At 40.8% G+C, this 26,173-nt stretch carries 31 protein-coding genes; 27 read left to right on the top strand and 4 right to left on the bottom strand.

Going from position 1 to position 26,173, the window contains the following annotated elements:
• From DXN33_RS00005 to dnaJ, 13 genes are all read left to right on the top strand, one after another.
• Positions 1-1,296 (top strand): G5 domain-containing protein (locus tag DXN33_RS00005; protein ID WP_115903894.1); only part of this gene is annotated, 1,296 nt, incomplete at its 5' end.
• Positions 1,297-1,569: 273 nt separating this feature from the next.
• A complete protein-coding gene (locus DXN33_RS00015) occupies positions 1,570-2,769 on the top strand; it encodes a phosphoglycerate kinase (protein ID WP_115903896.1) in 1,200 nt (399 codons plus the stop codon).
• A gap of 323 nt (positions 2,770-3,092) precedes the next feature.
• Complete coding sequence (locus DXN33_RS00020; RefSeq protein WP_000119915.1) at positions 3,093-3,620, top strand: aromatic acid exporter family protein; 528 nt, start codon at positions 3,093-3,095, stop codon at positions 3,618-3,620.
• Positions 3,621-3,696: 76 nt separating this feature from the next.
• Positions 3,697-4,053, top strand: coding sequence for a transcriptional repressor GlnR (glnR, locus tag DXN33_RS00025; RefSeq protein WP_000659548.1), 357 nt, complete (start codon positions 3,697-3,699; stop codon positions 4,051-4,053).
• 36 nt (positions 4,054-4,089) lie between these two features.
• On the top strand, positions 4,090-5,436 hold the full coding sequence (glnA, locus tag DXN33_RS00030) for a type I glutamate--ammonia ligase (RefSeq protein WP_001122886.1): 1,347 nt from the start codon (positions 4,090-4,092) through the stop codon (positions 5,434-5,436).
• A gap of 113 nt (positions 5,437-5,549) precedes the next feature.
• Complete coding sequence (locus tag DXN33_RS00035) at positions 5,550-5,870, top strand: PadR family transcriptional regulator (protein WP_112444454.1); 321 nt, start codon at positions 5,550-5,552, stop codon at positions 5,868-5,870.
• Complete coding sequence (locus tag DXN33_RS09870) at positions 5,870-6,445, top strand: DUF2812 domain-containing protein (protein WP_115904462.1); 576 nt, start codon at positions 5,870-5,872, stop codon at positions 6,443-6,445. Before DXN33_RS00035 ends, DXN33_RS09870 begins: the two co-directional genes overlap by 1 nt.
• Before the next feature lie 34 nt (positions 6,446-6,479).
• Positions 6,480-6,992 carry a DUF2812 domain-containing protein gene (locus tag DXN33_RS00045; RefSeq protein ID WP_084861891.1) on the top strand — a complete coding sequence of 171 codons (513 nt, stop codon included), beginning with the start codon at positions 6,480-6,482 and terminating at the stop codon, positions 6,990-6,992.
• Positions 6,993-7,152: 160 nt separating this feature from the next.
• Positions 7,153-8,187 carry a heat-inducible transcriptional repressor HrcA gene (gene hrcA / locus DXN33_RS00050; RefSeq protein WP_115903898.1) on the top strand — a complete coding sequence of 345 codons (1,035 nt, stop codon included), beginning with the start codon at positions 7,153-7,155 and terminating at the stop codon, positions 8,185-8,187.
• 26 nt (positions 8,188-8,213) lie between these two features.
• Complete coding sequence (gene grpE / locus DXN33_RS00055) at positions 8,214-8,747, top strand: nucleotide exchange factor GrpE (RefSeq protein WP_115903900.1); 534 nt, start codon at positions 8,214-8,216, stop codon at positions 8,745-8,747.
• A 385-nt stretch (positions 8,748-9,132) separates the two neighbouring features.
• Positions 9,133-10,956: a molecular chaperone DnaK gene (gene dnaK, locus DXN33_RS00060; protein WP_000034667.1), complete on the top strand. Its 1,824-nt coding sequence runs from the start codon at positions 9,133-9,135 to the stop codon at positions 10,954-10,956.
• Positions 10,957-11,203: 247 nt separating this feature from the next.
• Positions 11,204-11,836: a DJ-1/PfpI family protein gene (locus tag DXN33_RS00065; RefSeq protein ID WP_115903902.1), complete on the top strand. Its 633-nt coding sequence runs from the start codon at positions 11,204-11,206 to the stop codon at positions 11,834-11,836.
• Between the two features lie 198 nt (positions 11,837-12,034).
• Complete coding sequence (gene dnaJ / locus DXN33_RS00070; RefSeq protein ID WP_115903904.1) at positions 12,035-13,171, top strand: molecular chaperone DnaJ; 1,137 nt, start codon at positions 12,035-12,037, stop codon at positions 13,169-13,171.
• Between the two features lie 60 nt (positions 13,172-13,231).
• Here dnaJ and DXN33_RS00075 read toward each other — a convergent pair whose 3' ends face one another.
• From DXN33_RS00075 to DXN33_RS00085, 3 genes are all read right to left on the bottom strand, one after another.
• The gene (locus DXN33_RS00075; protein ID WP_080977203.1) at positions 13,232-13,909 is read right to left on the bottom strand and encodes a hypothetical protein; all 678 of its coding nucleotides are present in this window, start codon (positions 13,907-13,909) and stop codon (positions 13,232-13,234) included.
• A 61-nt stretch (positions 13,910-13,970) separates the two neighbouring features.
• Complete coding sequence (locus DXN33_RS00080) at positions 13,971-14,258, bottom strand: hypothetical protein (protein WP_000777754.1); 288 nt, start codon at positions 14,256-14,258, stop codon at positions 13,971-13,973.
• Positions 14,259-14,267: 9 nt separating this feature from the next.
• The gene (locus DXN33_RS00085; protein WP_049550803.1) at positions 14,268-14,678 is read right to left on the bottom strand and encodes an HIT family protein; all 411 of its coding nucleotides are present in this window, start codon (positions 14,676-14,678) and stop codon (positions 14,268-14,270) included.
• A gap of 67 nt (positions 14,679-14,745) precedes the next feature.
• Between DXN33_RS00085 and DXN33_RS00090 the strand changes: the two genes are divergently transcribed.
• A complete protein-coding gene (locus DXN33_RS00090; RefSeq protein ID WP_115903906.1) occupies positions 14,746-15,477 on the top strand; it encodes an ABC transporter ATP-binding protein in 732 nt (243 codons plus the stop codon).
• Positions 15,474-16,523 carry an ABC transporter permease gene (locus tag DXN33_RS00095; RefSeq protein ID WP_115903908.1) on the top strand — a complete coding sequence of 350 codons (1,050 nt, stop codon included), beginning with the start codon at positions 15,474-15,476 and terminating at the stop codon, positions 16,521-16,523. Before DXN33_RS00090 ends, DXN33_RS00095 begins: the two co-directional genes overlap by 4 nt.
• Before the next feature lie 60 nt (positions 16,524-16,583).
• Here the strand turns inward: DXN33_RS00095 and DXN33_RS00100 are convergent, their stop codons facing one another.
• Positions 16,584-16,913, bottom strand: a complete 330-nt coding sequence (locus DXN33_RS00100; RefSeq protein ID WP_115903910.1) for a helicase BlpT — start codon at positions 16,911-16,913, stop codon at positions 16,584-16,586.
• A 295-nt stretch (positions 16,914-17,208) separates the two neighbouring features.
• Between DXN33_RS00100 and DXN33_RS00105 the strand changes: the two genes are divergently transcribed.
• The 12 genes from DXN33_RS00105 to DXN33_RS00175 all read left to right on the top strand — a co-directional run bounded on the left by DXN33_RS00105 (position 17,209) and on the right by DXN33_RS00175 (position 26,165).
• Positions 17,209-17,946 (top strand): LytTR family DNA-binding domain-containing protein, encoded by a 738-nt coding sequence (locus DXN33_RS00105; protein ID WP_115903912.1) that lies wholly within the window; start codon positions 17,209-17,211, stop codon positions 17,944-17,946.
• Between the two features lie 13 nt (positions 17,947-17,959).
• On the top strand, positions 17,960-19,309 hold the full coding sequence (locus DXN33_RS00110; protein WP_115903914.1) for a sensor histidine kinase: 1,350 nt from the start codon (positions 17,960-17,962) through the stop codon (positions 19,307-19,309).
• Positions 19,310-20,095: 786 nt separating this feature from the next.
• Positions 20,096-20,500 (top strand): hypothetical protein, encoded by a 405-nt coding sequence (locus tag DXN33_RS00125; protein WP_020903123.1) that lies wholly within the window; start codon positions 20,096-20,098, stop codon positions 20,498-20,500.
• Between the two features lie 45 nt (positions 20,501-20,545).
• Positions 20,546-20,794, top strand: a complete 249-nt coding sequence (gene blpZ, locus DXN33_RS00130; RefSeq protein WP_115903919.1) for an immunity protein BlpZ — start codon at positions 20,546-20,548, stop codon at positions 20,792-20,794.
• A gap of 29 nt (positions 20,795-20,823) precedes the next feature.
• Complete coding sequence (locus DXN33_RS00135) at positions 20,824-21,438, top strand: CPBP family intramembrane glutamic endopeptidase (RefSeq protein ID WP_115903920.1); 615 nt, start codon at positions 20,824-20,826, stop codon at positions 21,436-21,438.
• Between the two features lie 135 nt (positions 21,439-21,573).
• Complete coding sequence (locus tag DXN33_RS00140) at positions 21,574-22,185, top strand: CPBP family intramembrane glutamic endopeptidase (RefSeq protein ID WP_115903922.1); 612 nt, start codon at positions 21,574-21,576, stop codon at positions 22,183-22,185.
• 161 nt (positions 22,186-22,346) lie between these two features.
• On the top strand, positions 22,347-23,141 hold the full coding sequence (gene ccrZ / locus DXN33_RS00150) for a cell cycle regulator CcrZ (RefSeq protein WP_115903925.1): 795 nt from the start codon (positions 22,347-22,349) through the stop codon (positions 23,139-23,141).
• Positions 23,138-23,773, top strand: coding sequence for a tRNA (guanosine(46)-N7)-methyltransferase TrmB (trmB, locus tag DXN33_RS00155; protein ID WP_115903927.1), 636 nt, complete (start codon positions 23,138-23,140; stop codon positions 23,771-23,773). The genes ccrZ and trmB overlap by 4 nt, the downstream gene beginning before the upstream one ends.
• A 125-nt stretch (positions 23,774-23,898) precedes the next feature.
• A complete protein-coding gene (gene rimP, locus DXN33_RS00160; protein WP_001808691.1) occupies positions 23,899-24,378 on the top strand; it encodes a ribosome maturation factor RimP in 480 nt (159 codons plus the stop codon).
• 43 nt (positions 24,379-24,421) lie between these two features.
• The gene (nusA, locus tag DXN33_RS00165; protein WP_000032285.1) at positions 24,422-25,558 is read left to right on the top strand and encodes a transcription termination factor NusA; all 1,137 of its coding nucleotides are present in this window, start codon (positions 24,422-24,424) and stop codon (positions 25,556-25,558) included.
• A 21-nt stretch (positions 25,559-25,579) separates the two neighbouring features.
• Complete coding sequence (rnpM, locus tag DXN33_RS00170) at positions 25,580-25,873, top strand: RNase P modulator RnpM (protein ID WP_000857557.1); 294 nt, start codon at positions 25,580-25,582, stop codon at positions 25,871-25,873.
• Complete coding sequence (locus DXN33_RS00175; RefSeq protein ID WP_001041392.1) at positions 25,866-26,165, top strand: YlxQ-related RNA-binding protein; 300 nt, start codon at positions 25,866-25,868, stop codon at positions 26,163-26,165. The genes rnpM and DXN33_RS00175 overlap by 8 nt, the downstream gene beginning before the upstream one ends.
• Positions 26,166-26,173 lie beyond the last annotated feature (8 nt).

Here is a 26,173-nt window from a genome sequence, read left to right on the forward strand (position 1 = left end):
CAAGCTGTACTAGTAGAGAAACTCAATGCAGCGAAAGCTGTTGCAGAAAACCATGATGCCAGTCAAGAAGAAGTCAACAAAGCCTTGAATGAATTGAAACAAGCTGGAGCGGACTTGGATGGAAATCAACGTTATCAAACTGCTAAAGAAGAACTGGAAGGCTTGCTCGAATCCGTCCGTGAAAAAGATTCTCAAGCTGAGTTGATTGCCCAAGTAGAAGCTTTGTTGTCTTCACAAACGCCAACTCCACAAGCTTTTGCGGACATGAAAGAAAAACTGAATAAGAAACTAGCCCCTGCAGAAGAAAGCCACCATGTTGGTAGCATGGATCCAAGTGAAATAGCCCCAACAGTTGAGGCCCTCCCTGAACTAGTTGTTGAAACTGAAACAACAGCCTATGAACGTCAAGAGCGACCAAGTGCGAACCTTCTTAAAGGTCAACGTCAACTTGTCCAAAAAGGAGAAGAAGGGCAGATTCGTCGTCTAGTAGAAGTAGATGCTCAAGGCAATCGCACTCTTCGTTCAACAGAAGTTCTCAAGGAAGCTGTTCCAGAGATCACCGAAGTAGGTACAAAAGTTTTATCAAGCAATCAACCAGCTTCAGGAGTAAAAGATTTAGTTCTAGAAACTCCGAAACTAGAAGTTGAAGAAGTTGCAGTATCCTTTGAACGTCAAGAACGTCCAAATTCAGAGCTTCTCAAAGGTCAACGTCGTATTGTGCAAGCTGGGGAAGAAGGACAAATTCGTCGCTTTGTAGAAGTCGATGCCCGAGGCAATCGTACCCTTCGTACAACAGAAGTTCTCAAGGAAGCTCTTCCGGAAATTACCGAAGTGGGTACAAAAGTTCTATCAAGCAATCAACCAGCTGAAGGAGTTAAAGATTTAGTTCTAGAAACTCCGAAACTAGAAGTTGAAGAAATTGCAGTATCCTTTGAACGTCAAGAACGTCCAAACTCAGAGCTTCTCAAAGGTCAACGTCGTATTGTGCAAGCTGGAGAAGAAGGACAAATTCGTCGCTTTGTAGAAGTCGATGCCCGAGGCAATCGTACCCTTCGTACAACAGAAGTTCTCAAGGAAGCTCTTCCAGAAATTGTTGAAGTTGGAACGAAAGAAGAGCAAGACTCTCAAAAAACAGATCAAGCTCTTTTAGCAACACCGACAAATGAAAAAGTAGGTAAAGAACTTCCAAATACTGGAGTAACAAGAGATGCTAGTCTAGTAGCACTAGGACTCCTCGGAGTGATGAGTGGCTATGGCCTACTTGCTGGAAAGAAGAGAGAAAACGAATCGATTTAGGATTCTTGCATTTCCTCATAACAACTAAAAACAAGGTTTGACTGCAGATTAGTCAAACCTCGTTTTAACTAGTAAAAATCAGTGGAAGAATGAGATGGATTAACTACTTTTTCTTGTATTACTTAGTGATTTGGAAAAGTTTTTCTAGTTTTGATTTTCAGAAATGCTAGTTTTCGTTGCAAGAAAGAACTGGAAAAGTTTAGGGTTTTTCTATCTCTTTTGCTGATTTTGTGATATAATTAACACGTATAAAAAAAGAAGGAGTCATATCTAATGGCAAAATTGACTGTTAAAGACGTTGAATTGAAAGGGAAAAAAGTTCTCGTTCGTGTTGACTTCAACGTACCTGTAAAAGATGGCGTGATTACCAACGACAACCGTATCACTGCAGCTCTTCCAACTATCAAGTACATCCTTGAACAAGGTGGACGTGCTATCCTCTTCTCTCACCTTGGTCGTGTAAAAGAAGAAGCAGACAAAGCTGGTAAATCACTTGCTCCTGTAGCTGCTGACTTGGCAGCTAAATTGGGTCAAGAAGTTGCTTTCCTTCCAGGTGTCACTCGTGGTGCTGAATTGGAAGCAGCTATCAACGCTCTTGAAGATGGACAAGTTCTCTTGGTTGAAAACACTCGTTACGAAGATGTTGACGGCAAGAAAGAATCTAAAAACGATCCTGAACTTGGTAAATACTGGGCATCACTTGGAGATGGTATCTTCGTAAACGATGCATTCGGTACAGCTCACCGTGCACACGCATCTAACGTTGGTATCTCAGCAAACGTTGAAAAAGCAGTTGCTGGTTTCCTTCTTGAAAACGAAATTGCCTACATCCAAGAAGCAGTTGAAGCTCCAGAACGTCCATTCGTGGCGATCCTTGGTGGTTCAAAAGTTTCAGACAAGATCGGTGTTATCGAAAACTTGCTTGAAAAAGCTGATAAAGTCCTTATCGGTGGTGGTATGACTTACACATTCTACAAAGCACAAGGTATCGAAATCGGTAACTCACTTGTAGAAGAAGACAAATTGGATGTTGCTAAAGCTCTTCTTGAAAAAGCAAACGGTAAATTGATCTTGCCAGTTGACTCAAAAGAAGCTAACGCATTTGCGGACTACACTGAAGTGAAAGACACTGAAGGTGAAGCAGTGGATCCAGGCTTCCTTGGTCTTGACATCGGTCCAAAATCTATCGCTAAATTTGACGAAGCTTTGACTGGTGCCAAAACAGTTGTATGGAACGGACCTATGGGTGTATTTGAAAACCCAGACTTCCAAGCTGGTACAATCGGTGTGATGGACGCTATCGTGAAACAACCAGGCGTTAAATCAATCATCGGTGGTGGTGACTCAGCTGCCGCAGCGATTAACCTTGGACGTGCAGATAAATTCTCATGGATTAGTACGGGCGGAGGTGCTTCAATGGAACTTCTCGAAGGTAAAGTATTGCCAGGTTTGGCTGCACTTACAGAAAAATAATTTCAGCCCGTTAGTCTCTACAAAATCCTGATTTTGTAGAAAAAGGAACAAAACTGAAACGTTAACAAAAAGGTGGCTATGTCACCTTTTTGTGTTAGTGTAGGTATTTGTGACGCGGTGGTGGAGCATCAATGGAACTTCTTGAAGGTAAAGTTCTTCCAGGACTTGCAGCCTTGACAGAAAAATAAGATTTTATAAACAAGTCAAAGAAGAGAGGGATGAAAGTTCCTCTTTTCTTTTGCTTAAAATAAAAACGCTTCCTCTCAACTATTACTCATAAAAATCACCGATTTATGATAAAATGGAAATAGAAAGTTGAGATTATGAGTTATTTTAAAAAATATAAATTCGATAAATCCCAGTTCAAACTTGGTATGCGAACCTTTAAAACAGGTATTGCTGTTTTTCTAGTTCTCTTGATTTTTGGCTTTTTTGGCTGGAAAGGTCTTCAAATCGGTGCTTTGACAGCGGTTTTTAGCCTGAGAGAGAGTTTTGATAAGAGTGTTCATTTTGGGACTTCGCGTATTCTTGGAAATAGTATCGGTGGCCTCTATGCCCTGGTCTTCTTCTTATTAAATACCTTTTTCCACGAGGCTTTTTGGGTGACCTTGGTAGTTGTTCCAATCTGCACCATGTTAACCATTATGACAAATGTAGCTATGAATAACAAAGCAGGGGTTATTGGTGGTGTAGCAGCTATGTTAATCATTACCCTATCGATTCCGAGTGGTGAAACGATTTTGTACGTATTTGCGCGTGTATCGGAAACTTTCATGGGAGTTTTTGTCGCAATTCTCGTAAATTACGATATTGATCGTATTCGGCTCTTTTTAGAGAAAAAAGAAAAATAATGTTACATTTTATAACATTATCAATTGACGTTTGTCTTTTTTTAGACTATAATAGACAGAAAGAAGGAAATTGTAAATGAAGGAAAAAGAATTTCGCCGAAATATGGCTGTTTTTCCTATCGGCAGTGTTATGAAGTTGACCGATCTATCGGCGCGTCAGATTCGTTATTATGAAGATCAAGAGTTGATCAAACCTGATCGAAACGAAGGAAACCGTCGCATGTATTCCTTGAATGACATGGATCGTCTGCTTGAAATCAAAGATTATATCTCTGAAGGTTATAATATCGCTGCCATTAAGAAAAAATATGCTGAACGTGAAGCGAAATCCAAGAAAGCGGTGAGTCAGACTGAGGTGCGTCGTGCACTTCACAATGAACTCCTTCAACAGGGTCGCTTTGCTTCAGTACGGTCACCTTTTGGTCGCGGTTAGGAAACCGCAAGTAGTCATACATTAAGGAGAAAACTCATGCCAATCACAGCTGCAGATATTCGTCGTGAAGTCAAGGAAAAAAATGTTACCTTTATTCGTCTCATGTTCTCAGATATTTTGGGAACCATGAAAAACGTCGAAATTCCTGCTACAGATGAACAGTTAGATAAGGTCTTGTCGAACAAGGCTATGTTTGATGGATCTTCTATCGAAGGTTTTGTACGTATCAATGAGTCAGATATGTACTTGTACCCTGACTTAGATACATGGACAGTCTTCCCTTGGGGAGATGAAAATGGAAGTGTTGCAGGTTTAATCTGTGATGTCTATACAACAGAAGGTGAACCTTTCGCAGGTGACCCTCGTGGCAATTTGAAACGTGCTCTTCGTCACATGGAGGAAGTAGGATTCAAATCCTTCAACCTTGGGCCAGAGCCAGAATTCTTCCTATTTAAGTTGGATGAAAATGGAGACCCAACACTTGAAGTAAATGACAAGGGTGGCTACTTTGATTTGGCGCCTACTGACCTTGCGGACAATACACGTCGTGAGATTGTCAATGTCTTGACCAAAATGGGATTTGAAGTAGAAGCGAGTCACCACGAGGTTGCGGTTGGACAACACGAGATTGATTTCAAGTACGATGAAGTTCTCCGTGCCTGTGATAAGATTCAAATTTTTAAACTCGTAGTAAAAACCATTGCTCGCAAACATGGTCTTTACGCAACCTTTATGGCAAAACCAAAATTTGGTATTGCTGGATCAGGTATGCACTGTAATATGTCCTTGTTTGATGCAGAAGGAAACAATGCCTTCTTCGATCCAAATGATCCAAAAGGAATGCAGTTGTCAGAAACGGCCTACCATTTCCTCGGTGGTTTGATTAAGCATGCCTATAACTATACTGCCATCATGAACCCAACAGTTAACTCATACAAACGTTTGGTTCCAGGTTATGAAGCCCCTGTTTACATTGCTTGGGCTGGTCGTAACCGTTCGCCACTTGTGCGCGTGCCTGCTTCACGTGGTATGGGAACTCGTCTTGAGTTGCGTTCAGTGGATCCAATGGCAAACCCATATATCGCTATGGCAGTTCTTTTGGAAGTTGGTTTGCATGGTATTGAAAATAAAATCGAAGCACCAGCTCCTATCGAAGAAAATATCTACATCATGACAGCAGAAGAGCGCAAGGAAGCTGGTATTACAGACCTCCCATCAACTCTTCACAACGCCTTGAAAGCTTTGACAGAAGATGAGGTTGTCAGAGCAGCTCTTGGAGAACATATCTATACTAGTTTCCTTGAAGCCAAACGAATCGAATGGGCAAGTTATGCAACCTTCGTTTCACAATGGGAAATTGATAATTATTTAGACCTTTACTAATATAGAAGAAAGATTGCCTGAGGGCGGTCTTTTTTCTTGCGTTTTATATCGAGGTGTGATATATTTTATATAACGAAGTGCGATATATTGAACTGAATAGGAGGTGGTTATAAATGGAATTAACGGATAAGATTCGTCGAGTTTATCTTCCGATGACGGAAACGGGTTTTTATATCTTGTTCTGTCTGCAAAAGGAAGGTCATGGTTATAGTATTACGCAAAAGGTCAAGGAGATGACGGATTCGCAAGTTTCGATTAGTCCTGGAACTATGTATGGAACCTTGTCAAAGATGGAAAAGGATGGTTTGATTTCCTTTGTCCGCGAAGAGGAAAAACGGAAAATCTATCAGATTACAGACTTGGGACGAAAAGTCTTAGATATTGAATTGAAACGTATTGAACGACTCTACAGAAACAGTCTGGAGGGAAGATGATGGAAAAAAAGGTTGTTTATAGAATTGCTACCATTGCGGATTATGATAGAGAGGCTTTATATCTTAGAAAAATGCATGCTGAGGGCTGGAAACTTAAGGAAGTAACCTACTCTAACTTAGTAGTTGCGGTTAAGTATACTTTTGAAAAGTGCCAACCGGAGCAGGTGTCTTATCAGTTGGACTTTTATCCTATGAAAAAATCAGAGAGAGCCTCCTATTTACAATTATTTAAAGACTGTGGCTGGGAGCATATTACAGATTTTAATGGGTTTTCCTACTTTAGAAAGCTTCGTTCTGGAATTGAGTCGGATGCCGAGTTTGAAATTTATAATGACGCGGCCGGGAAGTTAGCTATGGTCAAACGGATTTTAACGAGGCGGATGTTTCCTATTTTGCTTCTCTTTTTAGCTCTACTACCGGTTTTCTCAAAGTTTGTCAGTGGAGGTAGTTCTTTCAGTTGGGTAGTGTTTTTGATTTTCATAATAGATTGGGTTTTATTGATAGTTTTTGCGATTCAGATTTCTTATATTTTTTGGAGATTGTTTCAAAAGTGGAAAGAATTATCTGATAAATAACGCCAGGCATGTTTTCTAATTTTGGGGTAAGACAATGAATAGCAGAGTAGAATTTCGGATTTTCACCATTGTTGATTTGGACAAGGAAGAAGAATATTTACATGAGATGCATTTGAAAGGTTGGAGGTATAGAACTAGTCGTTTTGGTTTGTTCTATTTTGACCAATGTCAACCAGACGATGTTATCTACTGTATCTATGATTCTAGATTTCTTAAAAAGTATAAGTATGAACTGCAAGATTTTAGAGATAGAGGTTGGGAATTGATAGGAGCAGGTTCTTGTTCAATTCTTCGTAAATCGTCTTCTAATTTACTTTCAGAGGATCAAGTCTATATGAGTAAGGGGCTCAGATGGGAAGTTATGCGATATAGACTTCGTTCATGTACAGTTGCTTTCTCAGGCGGTCTTGGTGTTTGTATGAGTTTGTTTAGAGAAGAACTGTCGCAATCTTTCTTTGTCATTTTTGCTCTATATGCCTTTATGATTTCTTATCTAATCTATGGTTATTTCAGACTAAAAAGTAAATACCGAGTAGATGGAAGGTAGGGTTCTAGGTCTTCAGACTGATTTTTAGCACTCTTGACAAAAGAGTGCTAATTTTTTGAGTTTTTATCTTGACATTCTCTTCTAAGGGTGTATAATAGAATCATAAGTTAGCACTTGAGTGTATCGAGTGCTAATCGATCAGACAGAGAGGAGTGATGAGATGGTTACAGAGCGTCAGCAGGATATTTTAAATCTGATTATTGACATCTTTACCAAAACGCACGAACCTGTCGGATCCAAAGCCTTGCAAGAGTCTATTAACTCTAGCAGTGCAACCATTCGTAATGACATGGCGGCTCTAGAAAAGCAAGGTTTGCTTGAGAAGGCTCATACTTCAAGTGGTCGGATGCCAAGTGTTGCTGGTTTTCAGTACTATGTAAAACACTCACTGGATTTTGACCGACTAGCTGAAAATGAGGTATATGAGATTGTCAAAGCCTTTGATCAGGAATTTTTCAAATTGGAGGATATTCTGCAAGAGGCTGCTAAGCTACTAACAGACTTGAGTGGCTGTACGGTAGTGGCACTGGATGTTGAGCCGAGCAGGCAACGGTTGACAGCCTTTGATATCGTTGTTTTGGGGCAACATACAGCCTTGGCAGTATTCACCCTAGACGAGTCACGAACGGTGACTAGTCAGTTTCTGATTCCAAGGAACTTTTTGCAGGAGGATTTGCTGAAACTGAAGAGCATCATTCAGGAACGTTTCCTCGGTCACACCGTTCTGGATATTCACTACAAGATTCGGACAGAGATTCCGCAGATTATCCAGCGTTACTTTACAACAACGGACAATGTTATCGATCTCTTTGAACACATTTTTAAGGAAATGTTCAACGAAAACATTGTGGTGGCGGGCAAGGTTAATCTCTTGAATTTTGCCAATCTGGCAGCTTATCAGTTCTTTGATCAACCGCAAAAGGTGGCCTTGGAGATTCGTGAGGGGTTGCGTGAAGATCAGATGCAAAACGTCCGTGTTGCAGACAGTCAAGAGTCCTGTCTAGCTGACCTAGCGGTGATTAGTAGCAAGTTCCTCATTCCTTATCGGGGAGTTGGAATTCTAGCGATTATCGGTCCAGTCAATCTGGATTACCAACAGCTAATCAACCAAGTCAATGTGGTCAACCGTGTTTTGACCATGAAGTTGACAGATTTTTACCGTTACCTCAGCAGTAATCATTACGAAGTACATTAAGATTGAAATCATTAAAGGAGGCGAAAATGGCCCAAGATATAAAAAATGAAGAAGTAGAAGAAGTCCAAGAAGTCCAAGAAGAGGAAGTTGTGGAAACGGTAGAAGAAACAACTCCTGAGAAGTCTGAATTGGACTTGGCAAATGAACGTGCAGATGAGTTTGAAAATAAATACCTTCGTGCTCATGCGGAAATGCAAAATATCCAACGCCGTGCCAATGAAGAGCGTCAAAACTTGCAACGTTATCGTAGCCAGGACTTGGCAAAAGCGATTCTCCCTTCTTTGGACAACCTTGAGCGTGCACTCGCAGTTGAAGGTTTGACAGATGATGTGAAGAAGGGCTTGGAGATGGTGCAAGAAAGCTTGATTCACGCTTTGAAGGAAGAGGGAATTGAAGAAATCGCAGCTGACGGTGAATTTGACCATAACTACCATATGGCCATCCAAACTCTCCCAGCAGATGATGAACACCCAGCAGATACCATCGCCCAAGTTTTCCAAAAAGGATACAAACTCCATGACCGCATCCTACGCCCAGCAATGGTAGTGGTGTACAACTAAGATACAAAGCCCGTAAAAAGCTCACAGTAAAAATAGGAGATTGACGAAGTGTTCGATGAACACAAGGAAATCTATCTTTTTTACCCAGAGCTTAGGGCGTGTTCGATTAGGCAATTCTGACGGTTGCAACATATATAATAGAAAACTTGTCCGAAACGACAATAAACTATGAAAGAAAGATAAGAGGCAAGCCGGAGGCTTGCAAGGAAGATATTTCCCGCCGTGGTGAAAGTTTCAGTAGCTTTTGCTACTGAAACAGGGGATTTTTGAGACAATAGGCTCAAAAATAAGTGATGAAATCCCGAAGGGAGTTGCTCACGTCCCCACCACTTAAGGGAAATATCAAAAAATAAAAATTTGAATTAAAATTTAAGGAGAAAAACACATGTCTAAAATTATCGGTATTGACTTAGGTACAACAAACTCAGCAGTTGCAGTTCTTGAAGGAACTGAAAGCAAAATCATCGCAAACCCAGAAGGAAACCGCACAACTCCATCTGTAGTATCATTTAAAAACGGCGAAATCATCGTTGGTGATGCTGCAAAACGTCAAGCAGTTACAAATCCAGATACAGTCATCTCTATCAAATCTAAAATGGGAACTTCTGAAAAAGTTTCTGCTAACGGAAAAGAATACACTCCACAAGAAATCTCAGCTATGATTCTTCAATACTTGAAAGGTTATGCTGAAGACTACCTTGGTGAAAAAGTGACTAAAGCAGTTATCACAGTTCCAGCTTACTTCAACGATGCTCAACGTCAAGCAACAAAAGACGCTGGTAAAATCGCTGGTCTTGAAGTAGAACGTATCGTTAACGAACCAACAGCAGCAGCCCTTGCTTACGGTTTGGACAAGACTGACAAAGAAGAAAAAATCTTGGTATTTGACCTTGGTGGTGGTACATTCGACGTATCTATCCTTGAATTGGGTGACGGTGTCTTCGACGTATTGTCAACTGCAGGGGACAACAAACTTGGTGGTGACGACTTTGACCAAAAAATCATCGACCACTTGGTAGCAGAATTCAAGAAAGAAAACGGTATTGACTTATCTACTGACAAGATGGCAATGCAACGTTTGAAAGATGCAGCTGAAAAAGCGAAGAAAGACCTTTCTGGTGTAACTTCAACTCAAATCAGCTTGCCATTTATCACTGCAGGTGAGGCTGGACCTCTTCACTTGGAAATGACCTTGACTCGTGCTAAATTTGACGATTTGACTCGTGACCTTGTAGAACGTACAAAAGTTCCAGTTCGTCAAGCCCTTTCAGATGCAGGTTTGAGCTTGTCAGAAATCGACGAAGTTATCCTTGTTGGTGGTTCAACTCGTATCCCAGCCGTTGTCGAAGCTGTTAAGGCTGAAACTGGTAAAGAACCAAACAAATCAGTTAACCCTGACGAAGTAGTTGCTATGGGTGCTGCCATCCAAGGTGGTGTGATTACTGGTGATGTCAAAGACGTTGTCCTTCTTGACGTAACACCATTGTCACTTGGTATCGAAACAATGGGTGGCGTCTTCACAAAACTTATCGATCGCAACACTACTATTCCAACATCTAAATCACAAGTCTTCTCAACAGCGGCAGACAACCAACCAGCAGTTGATATCCACGTTCTTCAAGGTGAACGCCCAATGGCAGCAGATAACAAGACTCTTGGACGTTTCCAATTGACAGATATCCCAGCTGCACCTCGTGGAATTCCTCAAATCGAAGTAACATTTGACATCGACAAGAACGGTATCGTGTCTGTTAAGGCCAAAGACCTTGGAACTCAAAAAGAACAAACAATTGTTATCCAATCAAACTCAGGCTTGACTGACGAAGAAATCGACCGCATGATGAAAGATGCAGAAGCTAATGCTGAAGCAGATAAGAAACGTAAAGAAGAAGTTGACCTTCGTAACGAAGTTGACCAAGCTATCTTTGCGACTGAAAAGACAATCAAGGAAACTGAAGGAAAAGGCTTTGACGCAGAACGTGACGCTGCCCAAGCTGCCCTTGATGACCTTAAGAAAGCTCAAGAAGACAATAACTTGGATGAAATGAAAGCAAAACTTGAAGCATTGAACGAAAAAGCTCAAGGCCTTGCTGTTAAACTCTACGAACAAGCCGCAGCAGCGCAACAAGCTCAAGCAGGAGCAGAAGGCGCACAAGCAACAGGAAACGCAGGCGATGACGTCGTAGACGGAGAGTTTACGGAAAAATAAGATGTTGAGGCGTTAAGAAAACGAAAGAAAAATAGGAAGCCATCGCCTTGTGCGATGCACAAAAGATGGCTTGTCTTTTTTCCGAAGTTTTTAGCCGAAACTCAATTAAGCCTAACTCGTTAAGAATGTCAAATCATTAAAGTAATTGTTCTTCTACAGTGCTTTGCTTAAATGTTAATAATGATAAGAAGAAATCCAGAGGTTGCAACCCAGCCTCTGTTTTTCGATAAAATAGAGGATGTTGCGTATGAAAAAAGTACTTTGTGTCATTTATCCTAATTTTTCTCTTTATGAGATAGCCTCTTTAACAAGTACTTTAGCTCTGTCTTTTGATATCACGATTGATTATGTAGCTTCAGATCATTTGATGGTGGTCTCTGAGGATGGTTTGCCCTGTCAACCGACGAAAACATTGGATCAAATCCGTATAGAAGAGTATTCTTGTGTGATTTTGCCAGGAATGGTAAATATAGGTCCTGCTCTACAAGATGAGAAATTGATCTCGTTTTTGAGAAGTCTTAATGAGCAAGATATCCTAATTGCAGCTATTTCTTCAGCGCCTCTTTTATTGGCGAAAGCAGGTTTGTTGAACGAGACGAAATTTACAGGTGGAATTTGGCAAAACTTCTTTGACTATTTTGAATTTCTTCCACGTGAGAATTTTCAACCGAAAGTTCTTGTGCAAGATAAACAAATTATTACGGCAATTGGTTTTGCACATCAAGAGTTTGCAAGAAAAGTGATTCTAAGTTTAGGGTTGGCAAAGAATACGCACAACTATTTTAAAGAAAAAAACGAGTACGCTGAAGAGGATTTGTTATTTACTCTATCAGACGAAGAGTTTGATCAAGTGAAGCGAAGTATAGAAAACAGCTTCTAAAGATTTACATGAAAATTATAGAAAGGAACAAGGATGTTCAGAAAATTGAACACGGGTTCCCAAATTTCTTACTCAATATAAAAGAAAGGAATTGAACCCGACCTAAATTCTCGGAAAAAAGATAAATCTGCCTAGGAGCATTGCTCCGGCGTCAGATTTCCTATTTTTCAGTCGAATTTTACGGTCTTGGTATCTTGTATGAACAATACTGAATTTTATGATCGTCTGGGGGTGTCAAAAAACGCTTCAGCAGACGAGATCAAAAAGGCTTATCGTAAGCTTTCTAAAAAATATCACCCAGATATCAACAAGGAGCCTGGTGCTGAGGAAAAGTACAAGGAAGTTCAAGAAGCCTATGAGACTTTGAGTGACGACCAAAAACGGGCTGCCTATGACCAATACGGTGCTGCAGGTGCCAACGGTGGTTTTGGTGGAGCTGGTGGTTTCGGCGGTTTCGATGGGGCAGGAGGCTTCGGTGGTTTTGAAGATATCTTCTCAAGTTTCTTCGGCGGAGGCGGTGCTTCGCGCAATCCAAACGCTCCTCGCCAAGGGGATGACCTCCAGTATCGTGTGAACTTGACCTTTGAAGAAGCTATTTTTGGAGCTGAAAAAGAGGTTAAGTACAATCGTGAAGCAAGCTGTAGTACATGTAATGGTTCAGGTGCTAAGCCAGGAACAAGTCCAGTCACTTGTGGACGCTGTCATGGTGCTGGTGTCATTAACGTCGATACGCAGACTCCTCTTGGTATGATGCGTCGTCAAGTAACCTGTGATGTCTGTCACGGTCGCGGAAAAGAAATCAAAGATCCATGTACAACCTGTCACGGAACAGGTCATGAAAAACAAGCCCATAGCGTACATGTGAAAATCCCTGCTGGTGTAGAAACAGGTCAACAAATTCGCCTAGCTGGTCAAGGTGAAGCAGGATTTAACGGTGGACCTTATGGTGACTTGTACGTGGTAGTTTCTGTGGAAGCCAGCGATAAGTTTGAACGTGAAGGAACGACTATCTTCTACAGTCTCAACCTCAACTTTGTCCAAGCAGCTCTTGGTGATACAGTTGATATCCCAACTGTTCACGGTGATGTTGAATTGGTTATCCCAGAGGGAACTCAGACTGGTAAGAAATTCCGCCTACGTGGCAAAGGAGCTCCGAGCCTTCGTGGCGGTGCGGTTGGTGACCAATACGTTACTGTCAATGTTGTAACACCGACAGGCTTGAATGACCGCCAAAAAGCAGCCTTGAAAGAATTCGCAGCTGCAGGTGATTTAAAAGTCAATCCAAAGAAAAAGGGCTTCTTTGACCATATTAAAGATGCCTTTGAAGGAGAATAACACAAAAAGAGCCGTTGGGCTCTTTTTACTTTATTCTTTGTAATGTTAGCATTGGAACAATCACTCATCGGCTGATTTTCTATCAGACCTTTGCTTGAGCAAGCCAGCTGCATCCATATCTTGGATGAGTTGCTTGATTTCCGCTTCTTTACCAGGCTTAATGGTAACGGTATCAATATGGTTGATTGCAGAGTTATCCTGAATATCCACTAAAGTCAAGGCTTTTTCATAGAATGCAATTCCCTTTTTTAGACTTTCCTGATCCTTCCAATATAGAACTGAGTAATCAGGATTTGGTTTCTTTCCGATTTCTTGTAAATAATTCCTACTTTCCTTCTTTAAAAATTGCAATAAACCATGATTGAACAAGTTATCCCCTACTTTATAGTAGGAGATATCTCCAGTCTGTAGGACATAGACTTCGAGTTGGTTTTTGGTGAGATTTGGACTTTCTTTTAAGACGGGATGGCTATTGATGACCTCATCTGAGAAAGTAACATAAAAATTTAAGCCCCCACCCTCGTATTTATATCTTCCATTTGATTTTACTTTCTTAGGAGGCATGTCAAGGGAGGTAAAGATTTGTTTGAGGGCGTTATTTCCCTTGTGAATGTCAATCGGTGAGGCTCTGAAGGCAAAAAACAGTACTAGAAATGCTAGGACCGCAAGAAGGCTAAGGCAACCACAAGGGATTAGGATGATCTGTGCCAGAATTTTAAAAAACTGTTTCATTTTCATTCCTCTTTTTTGTTTGACCCTGACAACCTAAAATAGATTTAAGGAAAGTTCATGGCTCTTTTTACTTATCTTCGATTTCCTGTGTTTCTTTTATCACAGCTAATCTAGTCTGGATATCTTTTTCCAAGACCTTAAACTTGTAAGTCAGGTCTTCTTGGTATTCCTTGATGAGTTCTTTTTGTTGGTCGATGATTTGCAGGCTGTTTTGGATAATATCCACATCATCCTTGATAGCTTGAACGCGGTCAGTGGTATTCAAGACTTCATCTGTGATGGTTTGACGATTTTTTGTGACCAGATAACTTCCGGCTGCAGCTCCTGCAAATAGCAATAGATTGGATAATTTCATGGTAACTCCTTAGGCATTTTTGATGATTTCAGCGACTTGAGCAAGTTTGTCAAAGTCTGGTTCGTGGGCGATAAAATCAATCTTGAGGTCATCGTCCGCACTGTAGCGAGGCACGAGGTGAACGTGAGTATGAAAGACGGTTTGACCAGCGATTTCTTCACAGTTGGCAATGATATTCATACCAGCAGCCTTAGTAGCTTTCATGACTTTTTGGGCTACTTTCGGTACTTGGGCAAAGAGTTGGCTGGCGCTGGTAGCGTCCATTTCCAAAAGATTGCGATAGTGTTCTTTTGGTACGACCAAGGTGTGTCCTGGTGTTACTTGAGAGATATCAAGAAAGGCAAGGACCTGCTCATCTTCATATACTTTTGAAGCAGGAATTTCCCCTGCGATGATTTTACAAAAAATGCAATCTGACATAAAATCTACCTCTACTGTATTGAATTTTGATATAATATAGCTACATTATACCAGATTTGGAGAAAATATGTTAGAAATAAAAAACCTGACAGGTGGCTATGTTCATGTCCCTGTTTTGAAAGATGTGTCCTTTACTGTTGAAAGTGGGCAGTTGGTCGGTTTGATCGGTCTCAATGGTGCTGGGAAATCGACGACCATCAATGAAATTATCGGTCTGTTGACACCTTATAGTGGCTCCATCAATATCAATGGCCTGACCCTGCAAGAAGATGCGACAAGTTACCGCAAGCAGATTGGTTACATTCCTGAAACACCTAGCCTGTATGAGGAATTGACCCTCAGAGAGCATATCGAAACGGTGGCTATGGCTTATGGTATTGAGCAAGATCTTGCTTTTGAGCGAGTAGAACCTTTGTTAAAAATGTTCCGTCTGGACCAGAAATTGGACTGGTTCCCTGTTCATTTTTCAAAAGGGATGAAGCAGAAGGTCATGATTATCTGTGCTTTTGTGGTGGATCCGAGTCTCTTCATCGTGGATGAGCCTTTCCTTGGTCTCGATCCGCTGGCGATTTCTGACTTGATTCAGCTTTTGGAAGTGGAAAAGCAAAAGGGTAAGTCTATTCTCATGAGTACCCACGTGCTGGATTCGGCGGAAAAGATGTGTGATGCCTTTGTCATTCTCCACAAGGGAGAGGTGCGTGCCAAGGGGAATCTCCTGCAACTGCGCGAAGCCTTTGACATGCCTGAGGCTAGTTTGAATGATATTTACTTGGCTCTGACCAAAGAGGAGGACCTATGAAAGACTTGTTTTTAAAGAGAAAGCAGGCTTTTCGTAAGGAGTGTCTTGGTTATCTGCGCTATGTTCTCAATGACCACTTTGTCTTGTTCCTGCTTGTCCTGCTAGGCTTTCTAGCTTACCAGTACAGTCAACTCTTGCAACATTTTCCTGAAAATCATTGGCCTATCCTTTTGTTTGTAGGAATTACCTCTGTTTTACTTTTGCTTTGGGGTGGGATTGCCACCTATATGGAGGCACCAGACAAGCTCTTTCTCTTGGTCGGAGAAGAGGAAATCAAGCTCCATCTAAAGCGTCAAACTGGTATTTCCCTAGTCTTTTGGCTCTTTGTACAGACCCTTTTCTTGCTTTTATTTGCGCCTTTATTTTTAGCCATGGGTTATGGATTGCCAATTTTTCTAGTCTATGTGCTTTTATTGGGTGTAGGGAAATATTTCCTCTTTCGTCAAAAGGCCAGCAAATTTTTCACTGAAACTGGTCTCAACTGGGACTATGTCATTTCCCAAGAAAGCAAGCGTAAGCAAGTCTTGCTTCGTTTCTTTGCCCTCTTTACCCAGGTCAAGGGAATTTCAAACAGCGTCAAACGTCGTGCCTATCTGGACTTTATACTAAAGGCTGTTCAGAAGGTGCCTGGGAAGATTTGGCAAAATCTCTATCTGCGTTCTTATTTGCGAAATGGAGACCTCTTTGCCCTTAGTCTCCGTCTTCTTTTGCTTTCCTTGCTGGCGCAGGTTTTTATCGAGCAAGCTTGGATTGCGACAGCAGTGGTAGTTCTCTTTAACTACCTCTTGCTCTTCCAGTTGCTGGCCCTCTATCATGCCTTTGACTATCAGTATTTGACCCAACTCTTTCCGCTGGACAAGGGGCAAAAGGAAAAAGGCTTGCAGGCGGTAGTCCGAGGATTGACCAGTTTGGTCTTAGTGGTGGAATTAGTCGTCGGTCTTGTGACCTTCCAAGAAAAACTAGCCCTTCTAGCCTTGCTGGGTGCAGGTTTGGTTTTACTAGTCTTGTATCTACCTTATCAGGTGAAACGTCAGATGCAGGACTAACATTGCTTATATGAAACAAAAAAGAAGTTGAGTTCAATCTGTCTCAGCTTCTTTTATTTTTTACAAGAGAATGGTTGGGCCGTAGAGACTCAACTTGGTCTTGACTTGGTCAAAGTGGAAACGGTCATAGGCCCGCCAAGCGGCGCGAGTTGGAGCATCGGGATTGAGAGCGCTGAGTCCCATGAGAAGACTGGAAGTCTGGTAAAATTTTTCCAGTTCAATCAAGACTCGATTGTCCACTGTCTCAGCCTTGGCTAGAAAACCAAGAATAGAGTTTAGTTGCTCTTGAAAGCGGATGTCGTCAGCGGTTGCTTGTTTGCATGCTTGGTAGGCTTTGTTTAAGTCAGTAATCAAAGTCTGAGCTCTTTTGATAGGGTCTGTATCTGTCATGAGAATTCCTCCTTTAATCGGGGTGCTAGTCTTGTTTCTAGCAACTGTGTTTTGATACTGTCAGTCTATCACTTTTATCTCCTTTTTCACCATAAAATCTTTAATTGTACTTGAAATTTCCTGAATGGTACTGTTAAGATTTTATGATAAAATAGTGGTAAGATTATCATGCTTATTTGAGGAACAAGATACCCTTCAGGAGCGTTGAAGGCTTGTTTAGGATTTGGTGGGCTTGTATCATAGTATTTTTGCTATTCTCTTTTTAGGAAGAAATTAAAACAAGGAGAGTAAAAAGATGAGAATATTTGTTTTAGAAGATGACTTTTCCCAACAGACTAGGATTGAAACGACCATTGAGAAACTCTTGAAAGAACATCATATCACTCCTAGCTCTTTTGAAGTCTTTGGGAAAGCAGACCAACTGCTGGCAGAGGTGCATGAGAAGGGAGCCCATCAGCTATTCTTTTTGGATATTGAGATTCGAAATGAGGAGATGAAGGGTCTGGAAGTGGCTAGAAAGATTCGGGATCGGGATCCGTATGCTCTCATCGTCTTTGTGACAACTCACTCGGAGTTTATGCCCCTGTCCTTTCGCTACCAAGTGTCAGCTTTAGACTATATTGATAAAGCCCTTTCGGCAGAGGAGTTTGAATCTCGAATCGAGACAGCCCTCCTCTATGCCAATAGTCAAGATAGTAAGAGCCTGGCGGAAGATTGCTTTTACTTTAAATCAAAATTTGCCCAATTCCAGTATCCTTTTAAAGAGGTTTACTATCTCGAAACGTCGCCCAGAGCCCATCGTGTTATTCTCTATACTAAGACGGACAGGCTGGAATTTACAGCGAGTTTAGAGGAGGTTTTCAAGCAGGAGCCTCGTCTCTTGCAGTGCCACCGCTCTTTTCTCATCAATCCTGCAAATGTGGTTCGTTTGGATAAGAAAGAGAAACTCCTTTTCTTTCCTAATGGCGGAAGCTGTATGATAGCGCGTTATAAGGTCAGGGAAGTGTCTGAAGCTATCAATAACTTACACTGAGCTAGGAGAGTTTATGAATATTGCTTGGATATTATTGTATACACTTGTTACTCATGGGCTAGAAATTGTCATTTTCTTTAAGGTGGATGGAATTGGTATCACTTTTGAGAGGATTTTTAAGGCTTTTCTTTTTAAGATACTGTTGGCCTTTGTTTTTTTAATGATTGAATATATGGTAGGATATAATTACCTATTTTATTTTATGGAACCCTTGTACGGCATAGGCTTATCTTTCTTATTGTTAAGAGGACTTCCTAAAAAACTCCTTCTCTTTTATGGTCTCTTTCCAATGATATTAGTGAATCTCTTTCATAGAGGTGTTTCCTATTTTGTGCTTCCATTTTTGGGACAAGGGCAAGTATATGATGACTACTCATTTGCTTGGTTATGTATAATAATTTTCAATTTCTTCATTTCCCTAGTCTTTTTGAAATGGTTGGACTATGATTTCACTAACTTGAGAAGGGAGATTCTAGATAAAGGTTTTCAACAGTCCCTGACTACGATTAACTGGATAATGGGGGCGTACTATTTGGTGATGCAAAGTCTGTCTTTCTTTGAATATGAACAAGGTATTCAATCAAAGACTGTTCGCCATCTGATTCTGGTGTTTTACTTTCTCTTTTTTATGGGGATTATCAAGAAACTGGATACCTATTTGAAGGACAAACTCCATGAGAGATTGGACCAAGAGCAGGACTTGCGCTACAGAGATATGGAACGCTATAGTCGGCATATAGAGGAACTTTACAAGGAAGTCCGGAGTTTTCGCCATGACTATACCAATCTCTTGACCAGCTTACGTCTGGGGATTGAAGAGGAGGATATAGAGCAGATAAAAGAGGTCTACGACTCGGTCTTAAAGGATTCTAGTGAAAAATTGCAGGACAATAAATATGACCTTGGTCGATTGGTGAATATTCGTGACAAAGCCCTCAAAAGTCTTCTAGCAGGGAAATTTCTAAAAGCCAGAGATAAGAACATAGTCTTTAATGTCGAAGTTCCTGAGGAGATTCAGGTTGAGGGGATGAGCCTGCTTGATTTTCTAACCATTGTGTCTATTCTTTGTGACAATGCTATTGAAGCCAGTGCAGAGGCCAGTCAACCTCACGTTTCAATTGCCTTTTTAAAAAATGGAGAACAAGAGACCTTTATCATTGAAAACTCCATCAAAGAAGAGGGCATCGATATTTCTGAAATCTTCTCCTTTGGAGCAAGTTCTAAAGGGGAGGAGAGAGGAGTTGGCCTTTATACCGTCATGAAAATTGTGGAAAGTCATCCCAATACCAGCCTAAATACCACCTGTCAAAATCAAGTCTTTCGTCAGATTTTAACGGTTCACTCGATGTCAGTTGATGATTAGAAGATTTGTTGAAAGAAGTACTGCCTGTAGTCATCAATTAAAATGCCATAGTATATGAGGTACCCTATATGAATAAGAAATCCTTTTTTATTATCTGTTCTACGTTGATCATAGCATCGAATCTTCTCATGATTTCCGTGGTGAACAAGGGAGAAGAAACAGGGAGCAACCTGTTTGTGATTGCTATAGCCTGTGTTATGTTACCATCATTTTTATATGCGGTTGAGAACCGAATGGCTTCTTTAATTCGGACAGGGTCAGTAGCTTTACTCTTATTGACAGTATTGTCTTTAGTCCGTCTTGTCAACAGAATAGAGAGGACGCCTGAAATTCTCAACATTATCATTACCCTCCTGGTTTTGGCGAGTGGGACAGCCTGTATCCTTGTTGCGATTATGAGAATATATGAGAACAGACGGAAGTGAGGGTGAATAGTTTTCTATTTATTGTTAAGTTTCCATAGGGCAAGTATGTTTTTCATGCTTGCTTTTTAAATTTTTTACAATTCAAGATGTTTTGATGACCATTTATGATTTGAGTGTTCCAAGGTCAAAATGAGTGCTATACTAGCAGTGTAAAGGTTGTAGCTAAACTAATATAAAGCATACATTTAGGAGGAAATTTTATGAAGAAAAAAATACTTATCGTTTTCGTTCTGTATCTGATCATGTCTATCCTTCTTTATCCGCTTAGGGAGAGTATTTGGTATCATCTATTTTATACCATAGCCTATATGATTGCGGTTATAATCTATCTTGCTTTAACTAAAAAGAAAGGATCAAAGAAATGAAAACTTTTCTTGCTAAAAAACGGAACATCTTCCTTGCGAGATTGTTCCTAGGTCAGTTGCCCTTGCTTGTCTCTACTTATCTATTTCTATCTCGTCAGTTTTTAAATTTTTCCTTGGTTTTCCAATTTCTTTTAGTGGTTATTAACTTGGCTTCTATTTTGGTCACTGTTTACCTCACTAGAGAAATGAGGATAAGAAAGTTTGAAGATGATGATTTGGTTAGTCCTAGAACCAATCAACTCATGTTCATCGGCTTGACAGGTTTTATGTCTATTATTTGTTTGTATAGAGGTGTCACAGCAGGAGAATCTTACCAACAACTAATTGCCTATATTGGCGCTATTCTCTGCTTGATTATTATGCTTCTACTCATTTGGGGCTTGAAGTATTATAAAAAGTAGGGAAGAACTTGCGTCTAGTCTATAGTCTGATAAGAGGAGGTCATCATGTATAAACGCTTATTTTTTCTAGATTCCAAAACCTTAGACTGGTTGACGCCCTATATTCTGGTCTTGGCTTCTGACACCATTGCCTTTAATGTTTTTGTGCTAACCTTTGTATCTGCGGTGGTCTTTAATTCCCTAAATTCCATGCTAGCTTTAATGGCTATATTCTTAGGGGCTGGCTACGTGGTCGGATTTTGGTTACTCAAATGGTTTGTTTTGGAAAGGCTAGAACTAAAGAATGACGTGTAGGAAGTCTGTTTGGTGGGGAGGCTAGTTTTATGAGAATTTTTAATAAGTGCCATGCCTTATTTTTGGGATTTTTAGTATTTGCAATCATTGGTACAGCGGGATATTCCGTCAATCAAGGGGATTATTTTCAACACCAGTACACATTCATTATTATAAAGAGTCTCTTGCTTTTCCTTAGTTTTGGCTATGCGAAATGGTTTGATATGATTTCTTTTGGGATGTTAAGCAAGAAACAACTCTTGCTCTTCATTGGAATTTTTCTTCTCACTGTGCTGGTAAGTATTAGCTATCATGCTTTTTTCTCAGTTGTTTCTGGTGCTTCGGTTCAACACCTTGAGGAAGCTAGTAAAGGACTTTCGCTTTCCTTTATTGTTAGTGCTACAGTTTTGGCACCTATCCAGGAGGAACTCCTGTTTAGAGGACTTCTTCAAGGTGCGGTTTTTGATAATTCTTGGCTGGGGCTTGTGCTGACCTCCTCTCTCTTTTCTTTCATGCATGAACCTTATGATATTCCTTCGTTTTGCTATTATCTTTTCGGGGGCTTGTTGCTGGGCTTTGCTTATAAAAAGAGCCAAAATTTGTGGGTCTCTACTCTAGTCCATATGTTTTACAACAGTTTGCCACTCTTAACTTATATTCAATGAAAATCCAAGGAAAAACTAGTAGCAGGCTGTACTGGAGTACAACAAGGCAACGTTAGTATAAAATGGTTTGTTTTGGAAAGATTAGAGCTCAAGGATGACTTGTAGGGAAGTCTGTTTGGTGAGGAGGATAATTTTATGAAGTTTTTGGATAAATTTCATGCCTTTTGTTTTGGATTTTTAGTACTAATAATCGTCATTACAGTTCCTTATACGATTAACCATGGGGATTTTTTTCAAAATGAGCCTGCACTGATTATTGTAAGTCTTCTTGTAACTTCGCTGAGTGTTACTTATGCTAGAAAGTTTGAAATGATTTCTTTTGGGATGTTAAGCAAGAAAGACCTTTTGCTTTTCATTGCAATCTTTCTTCTAAGTGTACTTGAGACACTGGTTTATATTCATTTCTTTGCTGTTTCTTCTGGCGCGGGAGTTCAACACTTGGCGGAAGTCAGCAGAGGAATTTCCCTGTCTTTGATTTTGACTACCTCAGTTTTTGGACCAATCCAGGAAGAACTCATTTTCAGAGGACTTCTTCAAGGTGCCGTTTTTGACAATTCTTGGTTAGGGCTTGTGCTAACTTCCTCTCTCTTTTCTTTCATGCATGGACCTTCTAATGTCCCTTCGTTTATTTTTTATCTACTTGGGGGCTTGTTACTGGGCTTTGCTTATAAAAAGAGCCAAAACCTATGGGTTTCTACTCTAGTTCACATGTTTTACAATGCTTGGCCACTCTTATATTATTTATAAAAATCATGAAAAGGTAAGCAGAAGACGGTGCTTTCCTTTTTCTTTCTATAATGATACCCAAGCCAATCCAGAGGCTTTTCTTTGAGAATCGGGTCTGGAGCGGTTGACGAATAGGCCAAAAACTAGTAGAATAGTAAGGAAACTTTATACGGAGGAAAGAAATGGATTTGGGTGATAATGAGCTAACACTGACTCCCATACCTGGGAAAAGTGGCAAGGCTTATATGGGTAGCTATCCTGATGGGAAGCGTATCTTTGTAAAAATGAACACCTCTCCAATCCTACCTGGTCTAGCTAGAGAACAAATTGCTCCACAATTATTATGGAGTCGCCGTTTGGCAGATGGGCGTGATATGTGTGCTCAAGAATGGTTGACAGGCAAGATATTGACCCCCTATGATATGAATCGTAAACAAATCGTCAATATCTTAACCCGTCTTCATCGCTCACGTCCGTTGATGACACAGTTGAGTCGTTTGGGATATGCCATGGAAACACCTGTAGATTTACTACGGTCTTGGCAGGAAACGGCTCCAGATGCTTTGCGTAAAAATCATTTTATCAGTGAAGTGATGGCTGATTTACGTCAGACTATTCCAGGATTTAGAGAGGACCATGCGACCATTGTCCATGGAGATGTACGACATAGTAATTGGATTGAGACAGATAGTGGCTTGATTTATTTGGTAGATTGGGATTCGGTTCGCTTGACCGACCGCATGTTTGATGTGGCCCATATGCTCTGCCATTATATTCCAGAACATCAGTGGAAGGAATGGTTGACCTACTACGGTTACAAGTACAATCAAACGGTATTAAGTAAATTGTATTGGTACGGTCAATTGTCTTATTTGAGCCAGATTTCCAAGTATTATATGAACCAAGATTTAGAAAATGTCAATCGGGAGATCCATGGCTTACGTCACTTCCGAGACAAGTATGGAAAGAGAAGATGAGAGTTAGAAATCGTAAAGGGGCGACAGAATTACTAGAGGCAAATCCCCAGTATGTGGTCCTCAATCCCTTGGAAGCCAAGGGAAAATGGCGGAACTTGTTTGGCAATGATAAGCCCATTCATGTGGAAGTTGGAAGTGGAAAGGGTGCCTTTATTTCAGGTATGGCCAAGCAAAACCCTGACATCAACTATATCGGGATTGATATTCAAAAGTCTGTTTTGAGCTATGCTTTGGACAAGGTGCTTGAAGTTGGAGTACCTAATATTAAGCTCTTGTGGGTAGATGGTTCTGACTTGACTGACTACTTTGAAGATGGCGAAATTGATCGCTTGTATCTGAATTTTTCAGATCCATGGCCTAAAAAACGCCATGAAAAGCGTCGTTTGACCTACAAGACATTCTTGGATACCTTCAAACGTATCTTGCCTGAAAATGGAGAAATTCATTTCAAGACGGATAACCGTGGCTTGTTTGAGTACAGTTTAGTGAGCTTTTCTCAGTATGGCATGAAGCTCAATGGTGTCTGGCTTGATTTACATGCCAGTGATTTTGAAGGCAATGTTATGACAGAATACGAGCAAAAATTCTCCAACAAGGGGCAAGTTATCTACCGAGTTGAGGCAGAATTTTAAGAAATAGCCTAAAATCAGGCTGTATAAGTGCTTTTGCTTTACATAAGTTGGCAAACGTGCTATACTAAGAGTAAGAATATGAAAAGAGAGGCGGGGAAATATCTTCGCCTCTTGCTTATGAGGAGGTGGACGCAATCGCAACAATCGTAGAATTAGTCAGAGAAGTTGTAGAACCTGTCATAGAGGCTCCTTTCGAACTCGTGGATATCGAGTATGGAAAGATTGGCAGTGACATGATTCTCAGTATTTTTGTAGATAAACCTGAAGGAATTACCTTGAACGACACGGCAGACTTGACAGAAATTATCAGTCCTGTCCTAGACACCATCAAGCCAGATCCCTTCCCAGAACAATATTTCCTAGAAATTACCAGTCCAGGCTTGGAACGTCCTTTGAAAACCAAGGATGCCGTCGCTGGAGCGGTTGGGAAATACATCCATGTCGGGCTCTACCAAGCCATCGATAAGCAAAAGGTCTTTGAAGGAACCTTGTTGGCCTTTGAAGAGGATGAGTTGACCATGGAATATATGGACAAGACGCGTAAGAAAACTGTCCAAATTCCATACAGTTTGGTATCAAAAGCACGTTTAGCGGTTAAATTATAGAAAAAGAAAGGATAGCTTTTGAGGATTCAAAAGTGAAGAAAACATGAGTAAAGAAATGCTAGAGGCCTTCCGCATTTTGGAAGAAGACAAGGGAATCAAAAAAGAAGACATCATCGACGCAGTAGTAGAGTCGCTTCGTTCCGCTTATCGCAGACGCTATGGTCAATCTGATAGCGTAGCTATTGACTTTAACGAAAAAACAGGTGACTTTACAGTTTATACTGTCCGTGAAGTGGTTGATGAAGTATTTGATAGCCGTTTGGAAATCAGCTTGAAAGATGCTCTTGCCATTAATTCAGCCTATGAACTTGGTGACAAAATCAAGTTTGAAGAAGCACCTGCTGAGTTTGGTCGTGTAGCAGCCCAATCTGCCAAACAAACCATCATGGAAAAAATGCGCAAGCAAACACGTGCCATCACTTACAATACTTATAAAGAACATGAACAAGAAATTATGTCTGGTACTGTAGAACGCTTTGACAACCGCTTCATCTATGTCAACCTTGGTAGCATTGAAGCCCAATTGTCAAAACAAGACCAAATTCCTGGAGAAGTCTTTGCTTCACATGATCGTATTGAAGTTTATGTTTATAAGGTTGAAGACAACCCTCGCGGTGTCAACGTCTTTGTTAGCCGTAGCCATCCAGAAATGATCAAACGCTTGATGGAGCAAGAAATTCCAGAAGTTTATGATGGAACTGTTGAAATCATGAGCGTGGCTCGTGAAGCTGGTGACCGTACTAAGGTTGCAGTTCGCAGTCATAATCCAAACGTGGACGCTATTGGTACAATCGTTGGACGTGGTGGAGCTAACATCAAGAAAATCACTAGCAAATTCCACCCAGCTCGCTATGATGCTAAGAGCGACCGTATGGTACCAATCGAAGAAAACATCGACGTTATCGAGTGGGTAGCAGATCCAGCTGAATTTATCTACAATGCCATCGCTCCTGCTGAGGTTGACCAAGTTATCTTTGATGAAAACGACAGCAAACGTGCCTTGGTGGTTGTTCCAGATAACAAGCTTTCTCTTGCTATCGGTCGTCGTGGACAAAACGTTCGCTTGGCAGCTCACTTGACTGGTTACCGTATCGATATCAAGTCTGCTAGCGAATTTGAAGCCATGGAAGAAGCTGGTTCGGTAGATTTGGAAGCAGAAAACGATACTGTAGAAGAATAAAAGCTGCTAGAGGAGGGAAAGATGAAAACGAGAAAAATCCCTTTGCGCAAGTCTGTTGTGTCTAACGAAGTGATTGATAAGCGTGATTTGCTCCGCATTGTCAAGAACAAGGAAGGACAAGTCTTTATCGATCCGACAGGAAAGGCCAATGGCCGTGGCGCTTATATCAAGCTAGACAATGCAGAAGCCTTAGAGGCTAAAAAGAAGAAGGTCTTTAACCGTAGCTTTGACATGGAAGTGGAAGAAAGCTTTTATGACGAGTTGATCGCTTATGTGGATCACAAAGTAAAAAGAAGAGAGTTAGGACTTGAATAAGCAAAAGATAAGCAATCTCTTGGGACTTGCTCAGCGAGCAGGGCGGATTATATCGGGTGAAGAATTAGTGGTCAAGGCCATTCAAGACGGCAAGGCTAAGATGGTCTTTCTAGCCCATGATGCTGGACCCAATCTGACCAAGAAGATTCAAGATAAAAGTCATTATTATCAAGTAGAAATTGTAACCGTGTTTTCAACACTGGAATTAAGCATAGCAGTCGGAAAATCAAGAAAGGTTTTGGCTGTAACAGATGCTGGATTTACAAAGAAAATGAGGTCTCTTATGGAATAGAAGAGGAG

This window comes from Streptococcus sp. NM, from assembly GCF_003390135.1.
Lineage (GTDB): Bacteria > Bacillota > Bacilli > Lactobacillales > Streptococcaceae > Streptococcus.

What these genes read in the sequence shown, in the direction of transcription:
- DXN33_RS00015 (WP_115903896.1), top strand. Translation starts at nt 1,570, where the DNA reads ATGGCAAAATTGACTGTTAAAGACGTTGAATTGAAAGGGAAAAAAGTT.
- DXN33_RS00020 (WP_000119915.1), top strand. Translation starts at nt 3,093, where the DNA reads ATGAGTTATTTTAAAAAATATAAATTCGATAAATCCCAGTTCAAACTT.
- glnR (WP_000659548.1), top strand. Translation starts at nt 3,697, where the DNA reads ATGAAGGAAAAAGAATTTCGCCGAAATATGGCTGTTTTTCCTATCGGC.
- glnA (WP_001122886.1), top strand. Translation starts at nt 4,090, where the DNA reads ATGCCAATCACAGCTGCAGATATTCGTCGTGAAGTCAAGGAAAAAAAT.
- DXN33_RS00035 (WP_112444454.1), top strand. Translation starts at nt 5,550, where the DNA reads ATGGAATTAACGGATAAGATTCGTCGAGTTTATCTTCCGATGACGGAA.
- DXN33_RS09870 (WP_115904462.1), top strand. Translation starts at nt 5,870, where the DNA reads ATGGAAAAAAAGGTTGTTTATAGAATTGCTACCATTGCGGATTATGAT.
- DXN33_RS00045 (WP_084861891.1), top strand. Translation starts at nt 6,480, where the DNA reads ATGAATAGCAGAGTAGAATTTCGGATTTTCACCATTGTTGATTTGGAC.
- hrcA (WP_115903898.1), top strand. Translation starts at nt 7,153, where the DNA reads ATGGTTACAGAGCGTCAGCAGGATATTTTAAATCTGATTATTGACATC.
- grpE (WP_115903900.1), top strand. Translation starts at nt 8,214, where the DNA reads ATGGCCCAAGATATAAAAAATGAAGAAGTAGAAGAAGTCCAAGAAGTC.
- dnaK (WP_000034667.1), top strand. Translation starts at nt 9,133, where the DNA reads ATGTCTAAAATTATCGGTATTGACTTAGGTACAACAAACTCAGCAGTT.
- DXN33_RS00065 (WP_115903902.1), top strand. Translation starts at nt 11,204, where the DNA reads ATGAAAAAAGTACTTTGTGTCATTTATCCTAATTTTTCTCTTTATGAG.
- dnaJ (WP_115903904.1), top strand. Translation starts at nt 12,035, where the DNA reads ATGAACAATACTGAATTTTATGATCGTCTGGGGGTGTCAAAAAACGCT.
- DXN33_RS00075 (WP_080977203.1), bottom strand. Translation starts at nt 13,909, where the DNA reads ATGAAAATGAAACAGTTTTTTAAAATTCTGGCACAGATCATCCTAATC.
- DXN33_RS00080 (WP_000777754.1), bottom strand. Translation starts at nt 14,258, where the DNA reads ATGAAATTATCCAATCTATTGCTATTTGCAGGAGCTGCAGCCGGAAGT.
- DXN33_RS00085 (WP_049550803.1), bottom strand. Translation starts at nt 14,678, where the DNA reads ATGTCAGATTGCATTTTTTGTAAAATCATCGCAGGGGAAATTCCTGCT.
- DXN33_RS00090 (WP_115903906.1), top strand. Translation starts at nt 14,746, where the DNA reads ATGTTAGAAATAAAAAACCTGACAGGTGGCTATGTTCATGTCCCTGTT.
- DXN33_RS00095 (WP_115903908.1), top strand. Translation starts at nt 15,474, where the DNA reads ATGAAAGACTTGTTTTTAAAGAGAAAGCAGGCTTTTCGTAAGGAGTGT.
- DXN33_RS00100 (WP_115903910.1), bottom strand. Translation starts at nt 16,913, where the DNA reads ATGACAGATACAGACCCTATCAAAAGAGCTCAGACTTTGATTACTGAC.
- DXN33_RS00105 (WP_115903912.1), top strand. Translation starts at nt 17,209, where the DNA reads ATGAGAATATTTGTTTTAGAAGATGACTTTTCCCAACAGACTAGGATT.
- DXN33_RS00110 (WP_115903914.1), top strand. Translation starts at nt 17,960, where the DNA reads ATGAATATTGCTTGGATATTATTGTATACACTTGTTACTCATGGGCTA.
- DXN33_RS00125 (WP_020903123.1), top strand. Translation starts at nt 20,096, where the DNA reads ATGAAAACTTTTCTTGCTAAAAAACGGAACATCTTCCTTGCGAGATTG.
- blpZ (WP_115903919.1), top strand. Translation starts at nt 20,546, where the DNA reads ATGTATAAACGCTTATTTTTTCTAGATTCCAAAACCTTAGACTGGTTG.
- DXN33_RS00135 (WP_115903920.1), top strand. Translation starts at nt 20,824, where the DNA reads ATGAGAATTTTTAATAAGTGCCATGCCTTATTTTTGGGATTTTTAGTA.
- DXN33_RS00140 (WP_115903922.1), top strand. Translation starts at nt 21,574, where the DNA reads ATGAAGTTTTTGGATAAATTTCATGCCTTTTGTTTTGGATTTTTAGTA.
- ccrZ (WP_115903925.1), top strand. Translation starts at nt 22,347, where the DNA reads ATGGATTTGGGTGATAATGAGCTAACACTGACTCCCATACCTGGGAAA.
- trmB (WP_115903927.1), top strand. Translation starts at nt 23,138, where the DNA reads ATGAGAGTTAGAAATCGTAAAGGGGCGACAGAATTACTAGAGGCAAAT.
- nusA (WP_000032285.1), top strand. Translation starts at nt 24,422, where the DNA reads ATGAGTAAAGAAATGCTAGAGGCCTTCCGCATTTTGGAAGAAGACAAG.
- rnpM (WP_000857557.1), top strand. Translation starts at nt 25,580, where the DNA reads ATGAAAACGAGAAAAATCCCTTTGCGCAAGTCTGTTGTGTCTAACGAA.